General features: G+C 47.5%; 16 protein-coding genes. 12 read left to right on the forward strand and 4 right to left on the reverse strand.

The features are described from left to right. Nucleotides 1-609 precede the first annotated feature (609 nt). From AB4Y93_RS09390 to AB4Y93_RS09425, 8 genes are all read left to right on the forward strand, one after another. A complete protein-coding gene (locus AB4Y93_RS09390; RefSeq protein ID WP_441891184.1) occupies nucleotides 610-2,649 on the forward strand; it encodes a glutaminase domain-containing protein in 2,040 nt (679 codons plus the stop codon). A 187-nt stretch (nucleotides 2,650-2,836) separates the two neighbouring features. Then, entirely contained in the window at nucleotides 2,837-4,012 is a 1,176-nt protein-coding gene (locus AB4Y93_RS09395) for a GntR family transcriptional regulator (protein WP_441891186.1), read from the forward strand. A gap of 162 nt (nucleotides 4,013-4,174) precedes the next feature. Continuing rightward, the gene (locus tag AB4Y93_RS09400) at nucleotides 4,175-5,158 is read left to right on the forward strand and encodes a carbohydrate ABC transporter permease (protein ID WP_441891188.1); all 984 of its coding nucleotides are present in this window, start codon (nucleotides 4,175-4,177) and stop codon (nucleotides 5,156-5,158) included. A 3-nt stretch (nucleotides 5,159-5,161) separates the two neighbouring features. Continuing rightward, the gene (locus tag AB4Y93_RS09405; protein ID WP_441891190.1) at nucleotides 5,162-6,085 is read left to right on the forward strand and encodes a carbohydrate ABC transporter permease; all 924 of its coding nucleotides are present in this window, start codon (nucleotides 5,162-5,164) and stop codon (nucleotides 6,083-6,085) included. Between the two features lie 88 nt (nucleotides 6,086-6,173). Continuing rightward, entirely contained in the window at nucleotides 6,174-7,622 is a 1,449-nt protein-coding gene (locus tag AB4Y93_RS09410) for an extracellular solute-binding protein (protein WP_441891192.1), read from the forward strand. Between the two features lie 326 nt (nucleotides 7,623-7,948). Next, complete coding sequence (locus tag AB4Y93_RS09415) at nucleotides 7,949-10,945, forward strand: alpha-mannosidase (RefSeq protein ID WP_441891194.1); 2,997 nt, start codon at nucleotides 7,949-7,951, stop codon at nucleotides 10,943-10,945. A gap of 72 nt (nucleotides 10,946-11,017) precedes the next feature. After that, nucleotides 11,018-13,210, forward strand: coding sequence for a hypothetical protein (locus AB4Y93_RS09420; protein ID WP_441891196.1), 2,193 nt, complete (start codon nucleotides 11,018-11,020; stop codon nucleotides 13,208-13,210). A gap of 33 nt (nucleotides 13,211-13,243) precedes the next feature. Further along, nucleotides 13,244-15,259 carry a GxGYxYP domain-containing protein gene (locus tag AB4Y93_RS09425; RefSeq protein ID WP_441891198.1) on the forward strand — a complete coding sequence of 672 codons (2,016 nt, stop codon included), beginning with the start codon at nucleotides 13,244-13,246 and terminating at the stop codon, nucleotides 15,257-15,259. 104 nt (nucleotides 15,260-15,363) lie between these two features. Here the strand turns inward: AB4Y93_RS09425 and AB4Y93_RS09430 are convergent, their stop codons facing one another. Then, nucleotides 15,364-16,116, reverse strand: coding sequence for a DeoR/GlpR family DNA-binding transcription regulator (locus tag AB4Y93_RS09430; protein WP_441891200.1), 753 nt, complete (start codon nucleotides 16,114-16,116; stop codon nucleotides 15,364-15,366). A gap of 204 nt (nucleotides 16,117-16,320) precedes the next feature. On the opposite strand from AB4Y93_RS09430, the gene AB4Y93_RS09435 reads away from it, so the two are divergent. Beyond that, a complete protein-coding gene (locus tag AB4Y93_RS09435) occupies nucleotides 16,321-17,913 on the forward strand; it encodes a hypothetical protein (protein ID WP_441891202.1) in 1,593 nt (530 codons plus the stop codon). Nucleotides 17,914-17,964: 51 nt separating this feature from the next. On the opposite strand, the gene AB4Y93_RS09440 is transcribed toward AB4Y93_RS09435, so the two are convergent. Beyond that, complete coding sequence (locus AB4Y93_RS09440) at nucleotides 17,965-18,879, reverse strand: sugar phosphate isomerase/epimerase (protein WP_441891204.1); 915 nt, start codon at nucleotides 18,877-18,879, stop codon at nucleotides 17,965-17,967. A gap of 38 nt (nucleotides 18,880-18,917) precedes the next feature. On the opposite strand from AB4Y93_RS09440, the gene AB4Y93_RS09445 reads away from it, so the two are divergent. Continuing rightward, nucleotides 18,918-19,223, forward strand: a complete 306-nt coding sequence (locus AB4Y93_RS09445; protein WP_441891206.1) for an antibiotic biosynthesis monooxygenase family protein — start codon at nucleotides 18,918-18,920, stop codon at nucleotides 19,221-19,223. A 96-nt stretch (nucleotides 19,224-19,319) separates the two neighbouring features. Here the strand turns inward: AB4Y93_RS09445 and AB4Y93_RS09450 are convergent, their stop codons facing one another. After that, nucleotides 19,320-20,069, reverse strand: coding sequence for an MBL fold metallo-hydrolase (locus AB4Y93_RS09450; RefSeq protein WP_441891208.1), 750 nt, complete (start codon nucleotides 20,067-20,069; stop codon nucleotides 19,320-19,322). Nucleotides 20,070-20,493: 424 nt separating this feature from the next. On the opposite strand from AB4Y93_RS09450, the gene AB4Y93_RS09455 reads away from it, so the two are divergent. Together AB4Y93_RS09455 and AB4Y93_RS09460 are read left to right on the forward strand one after the other, a co-directional pair. Further along, nucleotides 20,494-20,940 (forward strand): Rrf2 family transcriptional regulator, encoded by a 447-nt coding sequence (locus tag AB4Y93_RS09455; RefSeq protein WP_441891210.1) that lies wholly within the window; start codon nucleotides 20,494-20,496, stop codon nucleotides 20,938-20,940. 13 nt (nucleotides 20,941-20,953) lie between these two features. After that, on the forward strand, nucleotides 20,954-21,589 hold the full coding sequence (locus AB4Y93_RS09460; RefSeq protein WP_441891212.1) for an NAD(P)-dependent oxidoreductase: 636 nt from the start codon (nucleotides 20,954-20,956) through the stop codon (nucleotides 21,587-21,589). Between the two features lie 55 nt (nucleotides 21,590-21,644). Here the strand turns inward: AB4Y93_RS09460 and AB4Y93_RS09465 are convergent, their stop codons facing one another. After that, nucleotides 21,645-22,910, reverse strand: coding sequence for an MFS transporter (locus AB4Y93_RS09465; RefSeq protein WP_441891214.1), 1,266 nt, complete (start codon nucleotides 22,908-22,910; stop codon nucleotides 21,645-21,647). Between the last annotated feature and the right edge of the window lie 17 nt (nucleotides 22,911-22,927).

Raw genomic sequence — 22,927 nt, forward strand, 5'->3', positions numbered from 1 at the left:
TACGTTGGATTCTGTACAGTAGAAAAGTCCAATTAGGAGTATCCCAGTTCATTAAGCAAGAATTCTACTGTACAGAATACAGGATAGACTAGGATGTTGGACAATAAGGCATCCATATGCTGTACAAAATACAGTGTAGCGAGATGTGTGCTGGATGAGATGAGAGTTCGGAGTAGAGTGCTTGGAGTAAGGTGCTTGAAGCAGTTTGGAGTAGAGTGCTTGTGGTAGAGTACTTGGAGTAGAGTGCTTGTGGTAGAGTGCTTGGAGTAGAGTGCTTGTGGTAGAGTGCTTGGAGTAGGGTGCTTGTGGTAGGGTACTTGGAGTAGAGTGCTTGTGGTAGGGTACTTGGAGTTGAGTGCTTGAGCTGAGTGCATGAGTAGAGTGCATGAGTAGAGTACTTGGAGTAGAGTGCTCGGAGTTTGAGTACTTGGAGTCGAGTGCTAACAGCAGAGTGAGCGACCGAACGACACAAACGACACAAACGACACAAAAAGGCTGACGGTTTAAGTTCAAACTCGTCAGCCTTTTTACTCATTGACATAAAATTTAATATAGCATTATAATATATCCATTATAACAAATGAATATATTAAAGGAGTTGTTTTCTTAATGAGCGCAATTCGTCCTTCTGCAGTTCCATTAGTAACGGTAGACCCTTATTTCAGTGTTTGGTCGCAGGCTGACCGGTTGACCGATGATCATACCCGTCACTGGACGGGGCAGCGGCATGGAATGACAGGCTTGATCCGAATCGACGGTAAGGTACAACGGTTTGCTGGTCTGGTTGAGCCAAGAGCTGAACGGTATTATACAGAACCGGTAGCGATGGAGCAGAAGAGTGTGACGGTGTCTGCTTTGAGCACGGTGTACACGTTCCAATCTGCAGGAATCGAATTGACAGTTCGTTTCACTTCTCCTTTATTACTGGATGATCTGGATGTATTGTCGAGACCTGCTTCTTATGTGGCATTCGAAGTAAGCTCCCTGGATGGCCAGGAGCATGACGTACAAATTTACTTTGATGTGACAGGCGAATGGTGTGTCGATCAATCGAACCAAGCGGTTATTAGCCAGAAGCTGGAGAACGACGGACTAATCTCGCTGCAGATCGGTCATGAGAAGCAGGACGTAGTGAACCGTTCGGGCGACGATCATCGGATTGACTGGGGTTACTTCTATCTGAACACGGAGAAATCCGATCAAATAAGCGGATACATAGGTTCTGCCGATATCCGTAAGCAATTCGTGCGAAATGACAAGCTCACCGAGTCGACTTCACCAACAGCAGCTCAAGTGGTGGCAGATGTTCAGCCAGTTATGGCGCTCATCTACGATCTAGGTCGTGTTGGAGCTGCTCCTATCAGCAACCTTGCCGTACTTGCCTACGATGATATCATTGCCATTGAATATTTTGGCGACAAGCTTGAGGCTTATTGGAAAAGAAATGGCCAATCTACACCAGATATGATCGCAACTGCATTCTCGGAATACGAGAGCTTGCTCGAGCGTTGTGCTGCATTTGATCAGCAGATTATCGCGGAAGGCGAGAAAGCCGGCGGCAGCCAATATGCGGATCTGCTTTCCTTGTCCTATCGTCAAGCGATCGCTGCGCATAAGCTTGTAGCGGATACAGAAGGCCAGCTGCTATTCCTGTCCAAAGAGTGCTATAGCAACGGCTGTATGGCTACCGTTGATGTGAGCTATCCATCTGTTCCAATGTTCCTGCTCTATGCACCTGAGCTTGTAGAAGCGATGATCCGCCCGATTCTGAAATATTCGGAGATGGATGCTTGGACATTTGAATTTGCACCACATGATATCGGACAATACCCGATTGGTAATGGTCAAGTGTATAGCGAGAATCAACGTGAAGGGCAAATGCCGGTTGAGGAATGTGGCAACATGCTCGTTATGGCTGCTTCCGTAGCTCTTGCAGGGGGCAACCGTGATTACCTGTTCAGCCATATGGACACTCTCGGCGAATGGGCAGATTATTTGACGGAATTTGGTCTCGATCCTGAGAACCAGCTATGCACCGACGACTTCGCCGGCCATTTGGCACGTAACGCAAACCTGTCTGTGAAGGCGGTTATGGGCGTAGCCAGCTACTCGATCCTGAAGAAGCTTCAAGGGGAAGAGGAAACAGCTGCCCGTTATATGGCCAAAGCCAAAGAAATGGCTGAGCAGTGGGAAGTACTTGCGGCTGACGGCGACCATACAAAGCTTGCTTTTGGACAAGAAGGTTCCTGGAGTCTCAAATATAATCTGATCTGGGATGTACTGTTTGGCACAGATCTGTTCTCCAAAGAGATGATCCGCAATGAGATCAGCTGGTATAAGAAGATGAAAAATGATTACGGCACGCCGCTCGACAACCGTGCTAATTACACGAAGAACGATTGGCTCGTATGGTCGGCCTCTCTGGCGGAAGATCAGAATGATTTTATCGAGCTGACCACTCCAATCTGGGATATGCTGAACGAAACGCTGGACCGTGTTCAGTTCTCAGACTGGACAGATACGGTTACAGCGCGTCAGATTGGGTTCCAGCACCGGACTGTCGTAGGTGGTATCTTTATGAAGGTTCTGAAGGATAAAGGAATTATGCAGGCGGAGCTTAAAAGTGCTTCTGGCAGTTTGCAGGCGTAATAAGACTGCGAAATCGCGACATATGTAATAATGGGATAAAGGGGGGCGCATGCTGCATGCGCTCTTCTTTTTTAAAGAATAATGGCTTTAATAAATGGACATTTGTTCAACTATTACTTTGTTAAGCTCCTTCCATATGGTATATTTGTTATAACGATTAATTTGGTCCGGATAGGAGGATTTAGAAATGAGTCAAGATAGAGAACCCCTGTATATTAAGATTCAAAATCATTTTAAAGAATTAATAACGTCCCGGAAGCTGGTCGAAGACGATAAAATTCCGACAGAGAAAGATTTGATGGAAGAATTTGATGTCAGCCGTATTACGGTAGTGAACGCCCTTGCCGAGCTGGCGAAGGATGGCTGGATCTACCGAATTCCAGGCAGAGGCAGCTTTGTTAAGGGGATTCCCGAAACCCAGATGGCTCCAAGTCTATTGAATGAACCTCGTGGAGGGCAGACAAGGCCAAGAGTGAAGATTGGACTCGTATTCCCGGTGCTCGGAGATTACTTCGCCATTCGATTAATTGCAGGTATTACAGATGGGCTGAAAGCAAAAGGTTATCAGCTAGTTGTAATGCTGACGAATAATTCCAAGGAAACCGAGAAGGAAGTCATCCGGGAAATGAAGAACAACGTGGATGGACTTATCATTTTCCCGGTTGATGCTGAGGTCTACAACGAAGAAATTATTGCACTCAAGATGCAGAACTATCCGTTTGTTTTGATCGACAGGCATCTGCCTGGGGTGGAGACCAATGTCGTGTCTTCAGACGGTGCACATGCGTCGATGCTTGCTGTAGACCATCTATGGAATCTTGGTCATCGGAATATCGCAATCTGCTCGGACTCGGCATTAATGACAGTCTCTGTAGATGAGCGGATTCAAGGCTATAACGAAGCATTGAAGCAGAAGGGCGCCTTAATCAATCCTTCGCTGATCTTAAACGATATTCACGCTAACGGTATCCTTGATGACCCTGCTAGTCCTCCGCTGCCTGCGACGGATCCGAATCATCCGTTATACCGCTTTGTCAAAAACCAAATGGCAACCGCCTATATCGCTTTGAACTGTTCGCTTGGCGTTCAGATTTTATCGATTGCGAAGAAGGTAGGACTTCGTGTACCCGAGGATATTTCCATCATCTCCTTTGATAACCCGACGCCGCTCCTCGAGGAGTTCAGCCTGCTTACTTACATCGATCAATCCGAGTATGAGATTGGTACCGAAGCGGTGCGTCTGTTACTTCAGGTGATCGACAATCAAGGTAAGCTTCCAATCAGGTTCCATAAAATGATTCTGAAGCCTAGCTTAGTCGTCCGCAAGACAACCGCTGAGGCCAATGTTCAAGCAAAGGCTTAAACAACCATAACATTTGTCCAATAACCCGATAGCCAACTTTTGGCTGTCGGGTTATTTTTGTTTGCATTTATCAATTGACTAATTTGATATAACAAATATAATCTATATATAGGGTTTTATAGCATTTGAGTAAGGCTAAAACAGGCAAGGAGGAAAATGAACATGAATGACAGGAAAGCAGTAGAAACAGCACCATTGCATCTGCCAGTCACTAACGTATCAACAAGGTCCTCTCTTAAGAAGTTTGCGGTCAGACACAAAGATGCATTAATTGCAGCAGCCATCCTGAGTCCAATGATTCTTTGGTGGCTGGTGTTATCGGGATTCCCAACGCTGTTTGGCTTTTTCCTCGGTTTTTTCGAGTGGATTGGTATAGCCGACAGTCCGAAATTTGTTTGGTTCGACAACTATGTACGATTTTTCCACGATCCTCTTTATTACGAAGCCTTGTGGAGATCGATTTGGTTAGGGGGACTGGTTACCGGAATTACCCTGATTGCCGGATTTGGCGCAGCTATTCTGATGAATATGCCATTGTTCGGTAAGGGCATATATCGGTCAATCTGGTACATTCCGGCAGTGACCTCAACGGTTGCTACTACTCAAATCTTCAACTTGCTGCTTGATACGAACAACGGTGTTATTAATAACTTTTTGAAATCCATTGGCAAAGAGCCGATTGTCTGGCAATATTCCGTGTTCTGGGGCGTGTTCTGGATCGTCGTCTACTCGGTATGGAAAGGGGTGGGCGGTGCAGCGCTCATCTGGCTTGCGGGACTGCAGTCCGTAGATGTGTCCTTGTACGAAGCAGCGGAAATCGACGGCGCGGGCCGCTGGGGCAAGATGAGGTACGTCACGCTTCCAGGCTTGAAACCAATTGCAACCTATATTGTGATTACTAGTCTGATCGGTGCTATTCAGATCTACGAGCAGGTATTGTTCATGACAGGCGGCGGCCCTTACGGGAAGACGGAAGTACTCGTGTTCCGTATTTACCGTGATGCGTTCTGGGACTTCAATCTCGGTATGGCCGGTGCGTCTTCGCTCATTATGGCAGTAGTTGTCTTTGTAGGTACGGTGTTCTACTACCGCTGGTCAACCAACTCGGATAGAAGCAGCACCATTCCGATCAAAAGGAGGTCCTAGAGCATGAAAGATACATTGTCTAGAAAAGTAGCTGTGCAGCTGAAGCCGGGTAATTTGTTTGCCCATATTGTTCTGCTTGGTATCGGGCTTGTCTTGCTATATCCCTTGATCTTTATGGTTCTGGCCGGCTTCTTCACGAAGAATGAATTTACAACAAGCATCATTGGATTATTTCCAATTGCCAAAGCACCAACGCTCCATAACTTTACCGTGCTGTTTAACGTGTCGGCGGACAATTCGATACAAAAGTATTTCATAAACTCCGGTTATCGGACCATTTATAACACCTTCTGGGCGCTGCTGACCTCCTTGCTGGCTGGTTATGTCTTCGCAAGGCTCCGTTTCAAATGGAAAGACCAGCTGTTCCTGATCTTGCTGGGTACGCAGATGATCCCGGGTACGATTGCGCTGATTCCGACTTACCTGGAGTTTGCAAGATGGCCTTTTGCAGGCGGCAACGACATTTTTACAGGTGGTAAAGGGATACTCGATACTTGGTGGGTTTACTTCATAGGAGGACCGAGCCTCAATATTATGGGTGCATTCCTCGTGAAGCAGTCCATTGAAAAAATCCCCTATGAGCTTGATGAAGCGGCGAAGGTAGACGGAGCGGGAACGCTGCGGATTATTTTCCAGATTCTGCTGCCGCTGCAGATGCCGATTATGGCGTTTATTGCGATTACGACGGCACTAGCAACATGGAATGATTTTGCTACGCCGTTCTTCTATACCTCATCGGATAAGCTGCAGACATTGCCTGCTGCCATTACCCGATTGTCGTCAGCTGCTGCCAGCCCGGGAGCTATTCCGAACTGGCCGTTAATCATCACGCTTGGTCTTGGCATGACAATACCAGCGCTCTTGATCTTCTTCTTCTTCCAGAAATATATCGTTCAAGGTCTAGCGAACACAGGAATCAAAGGTTAAAAATATTTGTCATAACATATTGAATATAACAAATAGTCATGATATATTAATTGCGACAGGTCAGTTATCCTAAATTGGAGGGGTTTATGTGAATAAAACAAAGATCACATCCTTGCTTGTAACTGCACTCTTAACGTTCTCATTAACAGCATGTGGCGGTAACAACAATTCTAACGGAAACAATCAGCCTCAGAACTCGGCAGAGCCGACGGAGTCTGCTTCAGCAGAGCCGGCTGAATCAACCGGGGCTGCAGCTTCAGGAGATCCGGTAACGATCACTGTACTTAACGAAGGTGCTGTAGGCATCGGTGTTGGTAAGATGGATGATTTGTTTGCACCAAAAGAGAAGGAATTAAAGGGACAAGGTGTTGATATCAATTACACACCGGGTACTCTTGTAGAAGCTTTCCCGCTTCATTATCAGAAGATCATGTCCGGCAAGCTGAAAGAGAAAAACATCAGTATTAAAGCGGAAGACTGGGGTTGGGGCGAGCCGCTGATTCAGAAGGAAACAGCAGGATTCCTAGCCAAAAACGTTCCAGATATTATCGTAGGTGAAACACAAATGCCGGGCTTTGCTCAGCAAGGTCTGCTCGAGCCGTTCCCGGATGACATTGCTGATGAGCTCCGTAATAACGTCTCGCCAGCTGCTTGGAAGCCGATGGAGTATGAAGGTAAAATTTACGGTCTTGCCCTGCAGCCTGGCGTAAGCAGCCTGTATTGGAACAAGAAGCTGGTGAAGGAAGCTGGCATTGATCCTGAGAAACCAATTACTACCTGGCAAGAGCTGGCTGACAACGCGAAAAAAGTAACAGAAGCCGGTAAAGGCAAGTTTTACGGCGGTGGCGTTTATGGCGCTCCGAACTTCGGCGGATACTTGCGCTATGGCGCTCTAATTGGGATTAATGGCGGCAGCTTTGCCGATGCGAATGGCCTGCCAACCTTTAACTCGGATGCGAATGTAGAGACGATCAACCTGCTTCGTGAGCTGAATGCAGATCATCCAGCTGGCTTGATGGTTAACAATAACGAAGGCACGTACTTCGATGCTTGGAAAAAAGGGCAAACAGCTTATCTGATTGATGGTCCTTGGCAAGTACAGCAGTGTAAAGATAGTGGACTCGATTGCGGTATGTCGCCGATTCCATTGTCCCCAAGCGGCCAAGCTGCAAACGTAACGATTGGTGCTGCCTTTAACTCGGTGCCAAAAGATGCGAAGAATAAGGAAGCAGCATTTGAATACATCAAAGCGATGTACAGCAAAGAAGTTCAACAGCTGGTTGCGGACTCCAATGTACGCTCCCCGATTCTGAAAGAAATCTCTGAATCGCCGGAATACAAAGAGAAGCATCCAGAGATGTACCTGCATTATCAAGCCATGTCCGGTAACGTTTCAGGCTTGCCAACTTTTGCGAAAGACAACTCGAAGGTATGGCAAATCTGGGGTGACGCGGTCGTGAAATCCCTGATGACCAAAGGCGATGTAAAAGCAATCCTTGACGACGCCCAAAAGAAAGCAGAACAAGTAACCAAATAATAAAAAAAACAAAAAAAGAGGACTTTCTTAACACGTCCTGTATGACTTGGAAGTATTGTTTACGCAGCAGAGCAAAGGGAGTAGGGGTAGCTCTTGAAGAGCGATAGCGCCCGCCTTTGTCTGAGGGAAACATCAAATTGATAATCTAATCAAAGTTTCCATCAGACAACCCCACCGAATGTGTTACAGGGTAACATAGCTGTTCCACATTCGGTTGGGCTGAAAGAGGTACCCCGTATCCCGAAAGCTCATAGCCAGTATCCAATCACCTTCCAACAACAGGACTGTTAATCAGTCCTCTTTTTTTCAAACCGGGAGTGACTAACATGCCATACGAAATAAATCGATTAAAACTGCACAAAGCAAAGGATTTATTGCCGAGAATACGCGATTCCATCTATGAACCCGTATCGGCAATGAAGGTTACGGCATGGGTGACGAAGGAACCGGTGCCTTATTCCGAGCGGAACAGCGGTACGCGTCTTGAGCTTACACCTGGAGATAAATGGGGGAACTTATGGGATTGCGCATGGTTTCGGTTTGAAGGGATTGTTCCTGATGCCGTGGCAGGATACAAAGCTGTTCTGCTGATCGATATTAATGGAGAGCTTTGTCTGGTTGATGAGGAAGGCTCACCCAAGCAAGGTCTCACCAATATTAATTCTGAATTTGATTTCAGCCTAGGCTTGCCTGGCAAACGTGTTGTAGATCTGGGAATGTCGGCTGCTGGAGAACAGATTGATCTGTGGGCAGATGCCGGCTGTAACGATCTGTTCGGCAAGTATCGCAGCGGCACTTTAAAGGAAGCGGATATCGCGATTTGTTACGAGGAGATTCGTCAGCTGTATTACGATTTCGAGGTGCTTCTCGAGCTGGCGGAGCATGTGGCGGAGAAAAGTGCAAGACAAGAGCGTGTCATTCAAAGCTTGTATGATGCAGCACTTATGCTTGAGGTTATAAATGAAGAGACTGCTCAGCGCGCCAGAGAAGTTCTTGCCAAAGAACTCTCCAAGCAAGGCGGAGATCCTGTCCTGACGGTTAGTGCTATTGGTCATGCTCATATCGACCTTGCCTGGCTGTGGCCGATCCGTGAGACGATCCGTAAGGGCGCACGTACTTTTTCCACTGTTCTTACGAACATGGAGAAATACCCGGATTATGTGTTTGGCGCAAGCCAGCCGCAATTATATCAATGGATGAAAGAGCATTATCCAAAGCTGTATGACCGAATCAAGGAACGAATTACAGAAGGACGCTGGGAAGTGCAGGGAGCTATGTGGGTAGAGCCTGACACGAACATCTCCGGCGGGGAAGCCTTGGTGCGGCAGATTTTGTACGGCAAGCGCTTCTACGAGCAGGAGTTTGGCCAAGAGGTGAAGATTCTTTGGCTCCCGGATGTATTTGGTTATTCGGCAAGTTTGCCGCAGCTGCTTAGAAAATCCGGTGTTGATTATATGATGACGCAAAAGCTGTCGTGGAACGTGTACAATACTCATCCTCATCACAGCTTTGAATGGGAAGGTATTGATGGCAGCAAAGTGCTGACACACCTTCCGCCGGAAGATACGTATAACAGCCCAAGTGCGCCAAGATCACTTGCGAAGATTGAGAATAGCTATCTGGATCGTAATGTTTCCGAGCATGCCCTGATGTTGTTTGGTATTGGCGACGGCGGCGGTGGACCTGGAGAGGAGCATCTGGAGCGGTTAGCGCGTGAGCATAATCTGCTTGGACTGCCTCCTGTCGTGCAGGAGGATTCCTTGTCCTTCTTCCGTAAGCTGGAGCAAGAGAAATCCCGTTTCCAGACTTATCGCGGGGAGCTGTATCTGGAGAAGCATCAAGGAACATTGACGACGCAGGCGCGCAACAAATGGTATAACCGCAAGATGGAAAAGTCGCTCAGAGAGCTCGAATTTGCTGCTTCTTTATTGCTGGCGATGGGCGAGAATGCCTATCCGTCGGAAGAGCTTGAAGAAATATGGAAAGAGACACTTCTCTATCAGTTCCATGATATTTTGCCTGGCTCATCGATTACCCGTGTGTTCGAGGAATCGCTGGAACGTTATGCGGCGATGCATAGCAGAACGCAGCAATTACTTGCACAAACCTATGCCAAGGCTGCTAGATTGGCCGGGGCAGGGGAAGGTCAGGCGGTTGTCTTTAACTCTTTGCCGTGGGAGCGTAACGAAATCGTTGCTCATCAAGGTAAACGTTATGCCGTGAAGGTTCCTCCAATGGGATTTGCCTCCCTTGCAGAAGCGAAGCTTAGTACGGGAGCAGGAGAACAATCCGGACTCCATGCTAGCGAACGTCAACTGGAGAACCGTTATTTGCGCGTCACGTTTGGACAGGACGGCAGTATCGCGTCTCTCTATGATAAAGCGGCAGGCAGAGAGTCTATCGGACCAGGTGCAGCGGCTAATGTGTTTACGATATATCACGATAAAGGCGATGCTTGGGATTTCCCAAGAGATTACCGGGATGCAGTGGCTGGCCGCATGAAGCTTGAAGAGAGTTCTTATTCTATTGATGGTCATCAAGCGGTGATGGAGCAGCAGTACAAGTTCGGGGAATCGACACTCGTGCAGCGTATTGTGCTGGATGAAGAGGGAACAACGGTACGCTTCGAGACGAAGGCTGACTGGAAGGAAGCAGAGAAAATGCTCCGCGTTTCATTCCCGGTACAAGTGATGACCGACCATGTGAACTGCGAGATTCAATTTGGTTATTTGAAGCGTCCTACGACCCGGAATAATATGATCGAATTCGTAAGAGACGAAATTTGCGCTCATCAATATATTGATCTTTCACAGCCGGATTACGGCGTAGCGCTGCTCAGTGACAGCAAATATGGCTACAGTGCAGAACGAAATGTGCTGGATATCAACTTGCTTCGAAGCCCAAGCTATCCGGACCCGGTTGCAGACCGCGCAGAGCATCAATTCGTGTATGCGATTTATCCGCATCGCGGCGACTTCATTCAGGCTGAGGTGTACCGCAAAGGATATGAGCTTAATACGCCATTGACGGTAGCGGAGTCTGATCAAGGCGCTGCAGGTCATACAGCCTCGTTTGCTTCGCTTATTCAAGTGGACAATCCACATGTCATGGTGGAAGCGGTGAAGAAAGCAGAGGATACGGATGATCTGATTATCCGCCTGTATGAAACATCCGGAACATTCGCCGACACATCGGTAGCCTTTGGGGTGACAGGCGTGGAGATTGAAGAAGTAGATCTGATGGAAAATCCGCTCGGTAAAGCGGTAGATAGATTAACATTCCAGCCATTCGAGATTAAGTCTCTTCGCGTAAAACTAGGATAATTAAGCAAGGGGGTTAGCCGGAAAGCTTCCCCCTTTTTTTCATTTAATCAGTTATGGGGAGGACTAACATTCATGATAAGAAGAGATCGCCGTGAAGAACTGACAGGCTTTCAGGAAGGCGGGTCTTACGATCCGTCTTACGATCTGCAGACAGACTTTGTAATGGTGTACGGCATTCATGGGGATTTTCAAGAGCGTATTCGAGCTTGGAAGGAAAAGGGCTATGTCGTACATCTGATGACTGGCGTATCATGGGGCGGCTATCAGGATTACTTGAATGGGAAAATCGACGGCAGAACGCATTGGGATGAAGCCCAGAAAAACCGTAAATATGAGAATATCATTCACGGCACCTCCGTGGATATTCCCTATATGGTACCAACAATCGCTTATGCCGATTTTTTGACCGAACGGATTCGGATCGCGGTTGATGCCGGAGTGGAAGCGATCCATCTGGAAGAGCCGGAGTTCTGGGTAGAAGGCGGATACTCGGACGCGTTCAAGCGGGAATGGGAGATCTACTACCGTGAGCCATGGCAGGCGCCGCATGCTTCGGTAGATGCGCAATACCGGGCTTCGAAGCTGAAAGCTTATTTGTACACGCGGACGTTGGACCGGATCTGCAGCACGCTGAAGGAATATGCGATGCAAAAATACGATCGCCGTATTCGCTTTTATGTACCTACTCATAGCTTGATTAACTACACGCAATGGCGTATTGTCAGCCCGGAATCGAAGCTGCTCGAATTGCCTGGTGTGGATGGTTACATCGCACAGGTATGGACGGGAACGGCACAAACGCCAAATGTCTATAATGGTGTCCGCAAGGAGCGTACGTTCGAGACCGCTTATTTGGAATACGGCATTATGCAGGAGCTTGTCCGCGGTACGGATCGCAGAATGTGGTTCTTGCATGATCCCATTGCAGATGATCCGAAGTTTACTTGGAAGGACTACCGTACCAACTATATTCGCACATTAGTTGCTTCCCTGCTGCATCCACATGTCAGTCGTTACGAGGTATGTCCTTGGCCAAGACGGATCTATAAAGGTGAATATCCAAGAGAAGGCGGCGACGGAAAAGAAAGAATCCCAGCTTCTTACGCAACGGAGCTGCAAATTGTGCTAAATGTTCTTGGCACAATGGAAGGCCAGGATGCCAAGTGGCTGACAGACAGCCTGCAGGTAGGACTTTTGCTGGCTGATTCCGCGATGTACCAACGGAACCATCCGGACTGGAGTGAAGAAGCGACCTCCTTCAAATATGATGGAACCGAAGTGGCTTCGGCGTTAGGAAATGAATTCATGGAACTGCTGGACTGGTCTCCTTTCTATGGCCTTGCGCTGCCGCTTCTTAAGCATGGCGCAGCTGTCCGCCCCGTGCAATTGGACAATGCGGGAAGATTCCCTGGTTACCTGGATGATTACCGGGTACTGGTGCTCAGCTATGAATATATGAAGCCGGAATCATCCGGATTACACAATGTACTTGCGGAATGGGTGAAGGAAGGCGGCACTCTCATCTATGTGGGAGACGGCAGTGATGACTTCCACGGCGTCCGCGAATGGTGGAATCAGGGAAGCAAGAAATATGCTTCTCCGATGGAGCATCTATTTGCCAGTCTTGGGCTGGACACAGAGCTTGCAGCAGGCGAGTATGCCGTTGGCAAAGGCTGTCTTGCTCACTTGCCGCTGCATCCGTCGCAATGTGCAATCTCACCGGAAGCAGGCGAGCAGCTTAGACAAACGGTTGCATCTGCTGTTGCAGCAGCAAACCTTACCAATGGTACGAAGCTCCGCTGGGAGAAGCAGAACGGTATGGCTCTGCAGAGAGGCCCTTATATCATAGCTGCTGTCCTTGATGAATCGGTGAGTGATGAGCCGTATACAATCAGCGGGAAGCTGATTGATTTGTTGGATGCTAATTTACCTGTCCTTGATCAGGTGACCGTGAAGCCCGGCGAGCAGGCTCTGCTCTATGATTTGAGTAAAGCAGGAGATGGCGTGCAGTTAATTGGGGCAGCTTCTCGTATTGATGAAGTAGAAGAGAGTGCAGACGGCTTTGGATTTGTAGCCTTTGGACCAGCAGGTACACAGGCGGCTGCCCGTTTCCAATGTCCTCGCAGACCTAGAACAGTAACATTCGGGCAAGAAGGTGCGTCGATCCGTAGTCAGGTCGAATTCAAATGGGATGAAGGCAGCACGACGCTTCTGCTGCGCTACGCGAATGATCCGTCAGGTATGGCGGTAAAAGTTCATTGGTAATCCAATCCTATATAAACATGGGGGGAAGTCTGGTTGAAAGTTAAAATGATAGGGATATCGCTTGTTGTCATTATTGCGGCAGCCGTATCGGCTTATTTCGCTTGGCCGGATAAGCAAGAGGCAGGCGTTCGCTGGCCGGAGAAGCAGGCGCTGCCTTCCTTCCAGACACCAGCTGAAACACTTGATATGATCTACACAACCGATTACTTCTACTATCAGGCAGAGAATACAAACTTCGGACATGACACCGGTAAAGCGGATGGAAACGGCTGGCTGGCGACAGCAGGTACCGATACTGCTGATAAAGCTATGCTGGATGTAACAGGACGTAAGGAAGTGCCGGCTGGGGACATAAAGGCTGTATTTAACTTGCAGGTTGATAATTTCGCCGATGAGGATGGGGTTGTAGCATCCCTTGAAGTCCGGGATCAGACAGCAGATAAGGTACTTGCCTCTCAGGATGTTCGCAACTGGGATTTCAAATTGCCAAATGCATCGCAAAGCTTCGAGCTGGCTTTTACAGCTCCGGGTGAAGGGCATGAGCTGGAGTTCCGAGTCCAATGGACCGGCAAATCGACAGTGAAGCTGTTTGATGTTGGGGTGTTTTGGCCGCTGCGGAAAGAGGAGAACTTGCTATTCACATCCTTGAAAGGGGTAGTGAATCAGAAGCAGCCGCGTATTTATTCGTATACCGATAATGTACGGGGTTCAACAGATACTTCTTGGCTGGATGCGTTAAATCAGAAATATACCGAAGTGGATGACAGCTGGAAGCTGCTGGACAAATACCGTTCGGAGCTGAAAGGGATTATCGTATACGATGATCAGCAGCCGGATACCATTAATCTTGCCACTACGATGGCAGGCTTAAAAAATGCGCTTGTTGCTCCACCGAGTCTTGCTGACAAATTAACGAGCGAGCCTTACAATCTTCCTGTGCTGGAGGATTTGCGCGGCAAATTTAAATCCAAGCTTGAGGTGTATGGCTATCTGTACGACCACTACTGGAAAGATGCGACGCATAAAGCCATCATTGGCCTTGATCCTGGAATCCAGTCGTATTTGCGGGATTATGCAATCGGAATTGATGCTGCTGTCGTTTGGCTGAATCCAGCCGATGCGGATGAAGATGCGATGCTTAGTAAATTCATGAAGGATATGCCTTATGGTACCGGGCTGTATCTGGGATGGTGGCCGGATGAAGGAGCAGGCGTCAAGAAAACCTCGGATTACGGACTGGCAACAGTAGCGAGTGACTTTTCCTCAAACTTAAGTGTATTCAGCGGTACATCACGTACAATCGAGAAGCCGCAAGTACCGGAAAAGCCTGCGCTGGAGAATAAAGTCTATGTTTCCTTTATTCTTAGTGACGGTGACAATCTGCAGTACATGGAGCATTTCTTCAAGACGGTATGGGATTCTCCGAACCGGGGTGAAGTTCCGCTCGGCTGGACAGTCTCGCCGCTGATGCTGGATACGATGCCGGGGATCCTGGACTATCTGTACAAATCCGCTACTCCTAACGATGCCTTTGTGTCGGGCCCTTCGGGTGTTGGGTATACGTATCCAAACTTCTGGGAGAAGGAAGAGGGCTTGGACAAATTCTTCGAACGTACGAATTCGTATATGAAGCAGACCGGTCTAAACGTTCTGACGATATGGAACTATGTGAAGGGAGAGATTAAGCCTGAGGTAGCTGAACGATTGGCTAAGGATGCTCCTGATTTGCTTGGTTTCACTTCCCAGTTCGGTACAGGTGCAATCGGGGTGTATGGCAACTCGCTGCCTGGCCAAGAGCTTAATGTAGCATACGGCAGTGCGGAGAGCGATCTTACGGACGGAGTTGCAGACGGCTTGAAGCGCTGGGACGGAAAGTCCCCGTCATTCGTCTCGATCCAAGCCAACCCTTGGCAGGTCAACTATCAGAATTTCGTCAATGCCATGAATTATTATAAAGATAACAAGGACGTTGTGTTCGTTCGTCCTGATGTCTACTTCGAGCTTATGCGCGAGAGTAAAGGGCTGCCGGTGCAGCCCGCTGCCAAGTAGTAACAAAAGTCAGCCCGTCATCTATCTGAGGACGGGCTGGTATTTTTTTGAGGCATTTTTAGTGAGGAAAAAGTCGGTTTTTTCCTCTTAATTTTAAACGGGAGCTAGTTCTCCACCTGAACCCCCGCCGTACGGAAGGCAGCTGCTGTTTCTTCCGTTAGCCCTTTATCCGTAATCAGAGCAGTCAGCTCTGACAGCTGGGCGAATGTACGCAGAGCGCTGTGGCCGAACTTGTGATGGTCGGCTACGCCGTAGCATTCGCGGGCGGTAGCCATCAGTGCTTGCTTGAAGTCGATCAGGTCGCCGGTGTAGACGGATAAGCCGTATGCCAGATGAACGCCGGTGGCGGAAATAAACGCTTTGTTGATGTTCAGGCTGCGGACGTAAGCGACTGCTTCCGGACCGGCAAGCACATTACGCACACGATAGCCGCCGGGGACGACGAGCTGAACGTTTTCTTTTGCAGCCAGCTCACTGATAATGTACACATCGTTCGTAATGACCGTCACTGGAATGGAATCAAGTCGCTTCGCGATTTCAAGTGTTGTACTGCCGCCGTCCAGAGCGATAATGTCGTTACTCTTAATGAACTTCATAGCCGTCTCGGCTATGTCGGTCTTCTCATCGGAATGCTTCACGAGTGGTTCCTTCACTGGAAGGATACCGAATTGGTCACTGTTGGCCAGCACCGCACCGCCATGAACTCGTTTCACCAAACCTTGCTCCTCCAGCTTCGTCAAATCCTCGCGGATCGTTTTACCGGTTACGTTAAGTCGTTCGCTGAGCTCAGTTACAGTCACTTCCTTCTGCGTAAGCAGAACCTCCATAATGCTCTCGTATCGGCGTAAATGGTTCATTTATTGTTCATCCGTTCTATAGGTATTGCTTTTATTTTAACGCTTGTCCTTTTGTCACGTCCATACAGTTCGTCCTACTATTAGGTATACCCTAATCAAGGAGGTTTAAATAGGTTCATATACAAAATATATAATGATTATTTCCTTTAAATGAACTAAAATAAACTCAAATGAACTTGTGGGATCGATAGAGGGGGCATTCATATGAATGGACAACAGCAGCGCCAAGCGGAGATTGTGCAGGCGATCGCTCTGAAAGCACAGAACCAGCCCTTGCTAGGCAGCGGGTTATGGTTTCATAGCGATATCCGGGATAACTATTATTATGCGTCTTATTTATTTGCTGCGGCAGTGGAATCATCAGCAATCCTTCATGACCCTGCTGATGCGAAAAAGAAAGCAGAAAGCGTACTTACTAAAGTACTTCACCTTCAGCAAAATGATCCGGACCAGCCTTTATATGGCCATTTTCCGTTGAATTTGAATCCTTCACCTGAACAGGCGCATCCTCATGAGCTTCCTGTTGAGTTGATGGGGAGCCTGATGGCTTATTTCTACAACCGTTACGAAAGCGAATTAAGTACGGAGTTAAGAGAAACGTTCGAGACAGGGCTGCGGCATATTTATCTGGGAGGCTTTTTCCGGAAACCGCTGCAAATGTTTAATCATCATGAGGCAAAATACACAGCGGCCAAAATCATATTCGGGCAGCGTTACGAAGATCGGGAGCTGCTTGAGGATGGCATCAATTCCCTGCGGAAAACGATGGAGAGGGTAACAACACAAGGCATGCCGGAGTACGGTGCTTTGCCATGGTTCTGGCATTGGGTTCAGGCGTTCACTTGTGCATGGGAGCTAACTAACGATAGCGGCTTAAAGCAGGAGCTTGCTGAACTTCTCGACTATCTGTGGAATGAAAGATCATTGTTTTATCTGAAAGGCGCATGGGTAGGAGCACATTCCCGCGTATGGCCGCATGATGCACCTGCTGACCGTAACGTGCTGCATGATTATGTGCAATTTGGCGATTTTCCGCTGAGTAAGGATATGCCTCGTACGGAATATGCAGGCTTCTTCTGTTATCCGGCGCCGGAAGCGACCCGCCAGCGGGCGTTGCAGCGCAAAGAGCCTATTGAAGTCCATAAGCAAATTATAAAGATTGATACCGGTGAAGAAATCCCTCTTCATTCCTATGTTTACGTGACGAAGGATTTTGCATCCGGCGGAATATGGGAGCGGGTTAAAGAGTTTGATAATGAGCAAATTCGGTGGCTGGTATCTTTCCCGGTAACGGCGGATAATAGCGTCAACCAGCTGACCTTTTTCCATCCAGGGGATGGTTACAGAGACGGCGATCCAAGGCATCAAAGCGAATATGCTGAGGTTTTGTACGATAAGAATCGGATCTTAACGGTATTCCCTGTTCCGGCAGACCATCCGCATCAAGAAATCATTGGTGTCCTTCCAAAAGGGACATGGATCATGGGAGAAGCAGGCTTGTTTGGTCAGGTGCAAAATTGCTATGTTTCTATCTTGGTGAAAGGCAACTATTCGGTCGAGGAATTAGATACTTATAATCAGGTTCGTCTACAAGGGGAGCCTGCGGCCGTTGCAGTAGAAGTATTAGGGCAGGAAGAAGCAGTGAAGCATGACATCAACAGCTTGTCTTCATTTGTTGAGCGAATGCGCGAGGCAAATCTCACCCTCCAGCATGGAGCTGATATCCCGACCAGACTAACGTATTTAGGCATTAGCAGCCAAGATAAACTTGAGCTTACTTTCACTGCCGAAAATTAAGCAAACAAAGGGAAGGTTTCCGATCAGGAATCTTTCCCTTTTTAACATTTGTTACTTCATAGCTTCAACTTCTTCTATAATCTGCGTAACCCAGCGGTAGCATTGCTCAAGCTGCTCATCGGTGACCTTTTCTGAACGATGCTCGAACATGATTTTAACGTTCTGGTTCTGTTTGCACACAATACGCATGTATTGTTCAATCGGAGCCCAGCCGTCGCTTGGATGCTGATCGGGCAGGACAGGGATCCGGCTCTGCGTAATGCTCCCGTCAACCATCTGCACATTGGAGAGATGAACCGTTGCGGCATACTTGGCATATTGCTCAAGTACGGTCAGCGCATTGAAATGAGGATCAATCTGATCCTGAATGAAAAGCCTCGCTGTATCTAGACATAGCTTAATCTCGCTGTATTGCTCTAACCTCTGCTGCAAATAGTCTTGTTCATAGACATATTTGTTCAAAGCATCAAACTCCAGAACAGGTGTAAAACCATACTCCACACTCTTCCAAGAAAGCCATTCGAACAAAGCATCGCTGCGCTGTTTAAACGCCTCGAAGGAATACTCACTTTCATACACATATTCCATCCGGTCATCAAACCGCCAGCTTGTCCAATCTACTCGATCATCAAGAAGGACCGGCTTCGGATAGTGAAAAAGAATATAGTCCGGGTTCATACGTGAAGTGATATAAACCAATTCTTGTTCAACAATCTCATAAGCATGAGATCGGACGGTCTCATCCTGCGCTAGAAATAGAGCATCCCGCAGATTTGATAGACCAGCCCGAAGCGGAAAATGAATGCCAATCCGGTAATCAGTCTTGTGGGATTCTTGGACTAAATTGGTAATATCCTGCTCTTCTTGAAGTAAACAAGCTTCTATCCCATAGAAGTCTGTTTTATAATCTCTATAGAATTTGTTGTAGTCAAAATGTCCGTATTGCCCGATTAGGAAGCGATTCATGAATGTTAACCCCTTTACAAGATGAGGAGAGATTCGTTATGAAACCAACAACGTACTATGCTGTCATCTTTACAAGCCAACGTCGAGATGGGGATGAAGGTTACTCCGAAATGGCAGACAGAATGGATGAACTGGCCAGGAAGCAGCCTGGATTTATTGATGCGGAAAGCGTTCGTGATGCTGCAGGTGTTGGTATAACCGTTTCGTATTGGGAGAGCCTTGAAGCAATCCGCAGCTGGAAGCAAAATGAAGAGCATCTAGTTGCCCAGGAAAACGGCAAGCAAGCCTGGTATGAGAGCTACAAAGTGCGAATCTGCAAGGTAGAAAGAGAATATTCTTTTTAAAAATAGATTAGGCAATATTCTCCATCCCCGAGATGGTTTCCTTTCGGAAAAAGGGGAAAGGCGGAGCAGAGATTTCTGCCTCGCCTTTTTGTGCTTTTACTTAGAGGAAGCAAGCTCAGCAAGCCGTTCCATAACCCTCGTATTAAATAACCCGCCATGATAACAAATGATGGTATCAATATCGAAATCGAGCAGCTTTGTGATAGATGCTTGTGCCGTGTCTGGATCAAGTGTTGTTGCAGGATCCGCTCCAAACAGCTGGTCATCCTTGACGATCAGAGCATCCCCGGCAATTACGGTACGGGATGGCTCATGATAAAGGCTGATATGTCCAGGTGTATGGCCTGGTGTATCGATAACGGTTATTCCTCCACACAAGGGAAAATGCTGACCGTCAGCGAGGTCGCAGTCGACATTCGCTTTTGGTGGATGGAGCATTAGTCTCTTTAGTCCATTACGGAATGATTCAGGCACCGAATCCGGCATAAGGTCAATACTAGCGATTGCTTCATCGGTAAAACGAATGAGCCTTTTATCGCCTTGAATATATGGTTTCTCAAGAGGATGTGCCAGGACTTCTGGCTTGGATGAGGTCTGTTCGACCAATTCCGGTAAGTTCCCGATATGATCAATGTCTTGATGGGTAATAATAATATGAGAAAGCTTGCTCCGATCCGCTCCTGTGGCATCAATAGCAGTATGAAGTTGTCCAAGCTGAGCGGGGTAACCGGTGTCTAGCAGAACAACGGATTGATCGTCCCATAGAAGGACAGGGTGAACGGTATCCATTTTCCCCATTACAGGGGTACTAATCGAAAGCATAGCAATTCCTTGATGAATAAGCATAAAGGTCACACTCCTCGTACAAAATGAAGGGACCCGGCCGAGGTCATGTGACCATTTTATAGACATCACAAACATATGTAAATAATAAAATTATATATTATAACACATAAATAAATATTTGTCAATACATTAATTATGGTATGAACAAGCCTAGAAAAGAGGCTGTTGACTTATGTTTGAGTTGTAACTACAATGGTTACAACGAGGAGCTATTGTGGTTGTTGTTATTGTTGTTCTAATTGTTGTTATTGAGGTTTTTATCTTTTCCATGTTTGCGGAGGTTATTTCGTGTTGAGTATGACTATTGTACGTTTGTTCCAACCTTTGAAAATTAAATCGAGGAACAAACTACAAGGAGCAATCAACATGAAATAATCGTAGCATCAATCAACATGAAATAACCATAGCATTGGAGGTAATGCGTTTGAAAATCAGCAGCCGCTTCTCTATAGCCGTTCATATTTTATCGCTGCTCGAGATTTCGAAGGAAGCTCACAACACCTCCGAATGGATTGCCGGCAGCGTAAATACAAACCCCGTTATTATTCGGAGACTATTAGGACAGCTCAAGAAAGCAGGTCTCGTACAGGTGCGATCAGGCACCGGGGGCGCTTACCTGACGAAAGAAATATGTGACATCACGCTGCTTGAGATTTTCCGCGCAGTAGATGTCGTGGAAGAAGGACAGCTGTTTCATATTCATGAGGAACCTAATCCGGATTGCGCTGTTGGCGCCAGCATTCAAGGCGTGCTTGAGCTTGTATTGAAGCGGGCGCAGCATGCGATGGAAAGTATTCTCTCTGAGATCACATTAGAAGACCTGGTCGCAGACCTTATCCAGGATAATCAAGCCAAATCAGAATCACACTAAGGAGGAATTTAGAATGAAAATTGCAGTTGTAGGAGCTACAGGTAAAGCAGGCCAGTTGGTTGTGAAAGAAGCTTTAAGCCGAGGTCATGAAGTAACAGCAGTGGTACGGAATCGCTCGAAAGTTACGACAGAAGGCATTCAAGTGCTCGAGAAGGAAGTGTTTGACCTTCAAGCCGCGGATTTGCAAGGCTTTGATGTTGTTGTGAACGCCTTTGGCGCACCGCTTGGTCAAGAACAGCTTCATGTTACAGCCGGTAAGGCGTTAATTGAAGCGTTGTCGGGTTCGGATACACGCCTCATTGTGATCGGTGGAGCAGGCAGCTTGTATGTGGATGAAGCAAAGACGGTCCAGCTCTTTAACACCCCGGAGTTCCCGGAGATGTTCCTTGCTACAGCGAAGAACCAAGGACAAAATCTGGTTGATCTTCGGAACTCGACAGGATTAAAATGGACGTTCATCAGTCCTTCGGCTTTCTTTGATCCGGAAGGCAAACGTACCGGTTCGTACACACTAGGCAAGGATCATCTGCTGGTGAACTCGAAAGGCCATAGCTATGTCAGCTATGAAGATTTTGTGATTGCTGTCGTGGATGAGATCGAGACTGCGAAGCATGTGAACGAGCGCTTTACTCTTACCTCGGAAAACTAAGCTTATTAAAAGAAGGCTGCTCCTATCATCTTGAAGATGAGAGAGCAGCCTTCTTTTATAATAAAGCACCGCGTTTTTTCAAATGACGGTACAGCACAATAGACATGATTGAGCAGAGCAGGGCACAAACCCCGATGAAATAATACCCCGCTTGAAGACCAGCAATCAAGCCAGCTTTCGGATGATCCGAATCTGCGAACCCATCCTTGAACAGTTCTGTAATAAGACCAATCAAGTAGTTCCCCGCAACTGTAGCAACGCCCATTAGCGTTACCGTAAACGTAATGGCGGTATCACTTTCCTTCGAATATCGTCTGGCGATTAGCGCCATAACCGTCGGATAGATTGGCGCGATACCAATGCCAGCTGCGGCGAATAGGAAGGCGCCTGGTTCTCCCGCGATAACGGCTGCTATAGAGCACAGTCCAGAGAAGGCTGACAATAGGATAAGAGACATCGTATAGCCGATTTTATCCGTTACGGGACCTAGTATAAGCCTCGCCAGCATGAAACAGAAGAAGAAAGTAGACAGCATTCCAGCCGATGCATCACTGCTCCAACCATAGGCCTTTTCCAGAAAGTTAACGAGCCAGCTGCCGATCGACATTTCGGACACAACTCCGAGCGAGAGGACACCAACGAGAAGCCATGCTGCTTTGTCCCGCATATATTGCTTCAGCGATAGACGCTCCCCCTGTTTTTCTTCCTGCTTTGGTGATTTGGCGAAGATCGTTGGAATCATCGGCAGCAGCGTCAGTGACAGCATCAGGCAATACATTCCACGCCAGCCAAGCTCAAGTCCTGAGCCAAACAAATGAACACCCATCAAATTAGCCGCCATAATTGGCGCTACCATTGAGCTTAGCCCATAGAAGAAATGAGCAAGATTCATCATCGTACCGGTATTGCGGGTGAAGATTTGAGCTGCCAGAATGGCTAGTGCAATCTCCAGCAGACCGTTGCCGATGTACATGAAGAAGTAAGACAACACCATCGTTGAATAGGTAGCAGAGAAATACAGGCAGAAGCCCGATACGACCATGGAGCCAAAGGCGAGAAGGGTTGTCAGCTTAATGCCGATTTTTTTGACTAACGAACCCGTGAAGCTGCATGCGATCAAATAACCGAGTGAATTTAAGGCGAGCAGCATACCAATCTGCGCTTCATTTAGCGAGAAATCAGCCTGCATACGTGGTATAGCGGGGCCTTTAATATTTTCCGAAAATCCAAATATAAGAAATCCGCCAAATACGACGGCCAGCAGCAGCGTATGGTTGCTGAATAAGGATCGCTTATGTCTTGCTTCTAGCTCTGTTTGCATGTTTTCCTCCTGCTTCT

It is taken from the genome of Paenibacillus sp. YAF4_2 (assembly GCF_052113225.1).
Lineage (GTDB): Bacteria > Bacillota > Bacilli > Paenibacillales > Paenibacillaceae > Pristimantibacillus.